Origin of the sequence: Clostridium sp. AM28-20LB (genome assembly GCF_003480665.1) — a bacterium.
GTDB classification, from domain to species: domain Bacteria; phylum Bacillota; class Clostridia; order Lachnospirales; family Lachnospiraceae; genus Otoolea; species Otoolea fessa.
Map to the genome: position 1 here is coordinate 1 of NZ_QUJN01000020.1, position 440 is coordinate 440.

Sequence of the window (440 nt, forward strand, 5' to 3'; positions counted from 1 at the left end):
TCATAATTGCAGACATTCCAGAGCTTGGAAGCAGCGTAACACATATGCCCTATAATATTAGAATATTCCGGCCGGATATTAACCGATGTTCTGTGAGACAACAGCATTCTCCTCCCCCCTTCAGACAGCCATGCATATGAATATTTACAATTCACATTGAATTAATACGACTTGCTCTGATGTTCAATATAACGGCGAATATTTTCCTCAGATACGGATCCGATCGTTTCCACATAATAGGAATGGTTCCACAGTTCTCCCTTCCACAACTGGTTTCTTATTTCCGGAAAACGTTCGAATAATTTCCTGCCTGTGATCCCCTTCAGATACTTGATAATGGCTGTTATTGACAGCTTTGGTGGAGCTGATACAAAACAGTGAACATGATCACCTTCACTACATTCAAATAAATGAACGGTAAAACCTTTATCGTCAGCTAT

At 40.0% G+C, this 440-nt stretch carries 1 protein-coding gene; it reads right to left on the reverse strand.

The window, feature by feature from the left end:
- Nucleotides 1–161 precede the first annotated feature (161 nt).
- Nucleotides 162–440 (reverse strand): IS200/IS605 family transposase (tnpA, locus tag DW739_RS15255; RefSeq protein ID WP_243023801.1); only part of this gene is annotated, 279 nt, incomplete at its 5' end.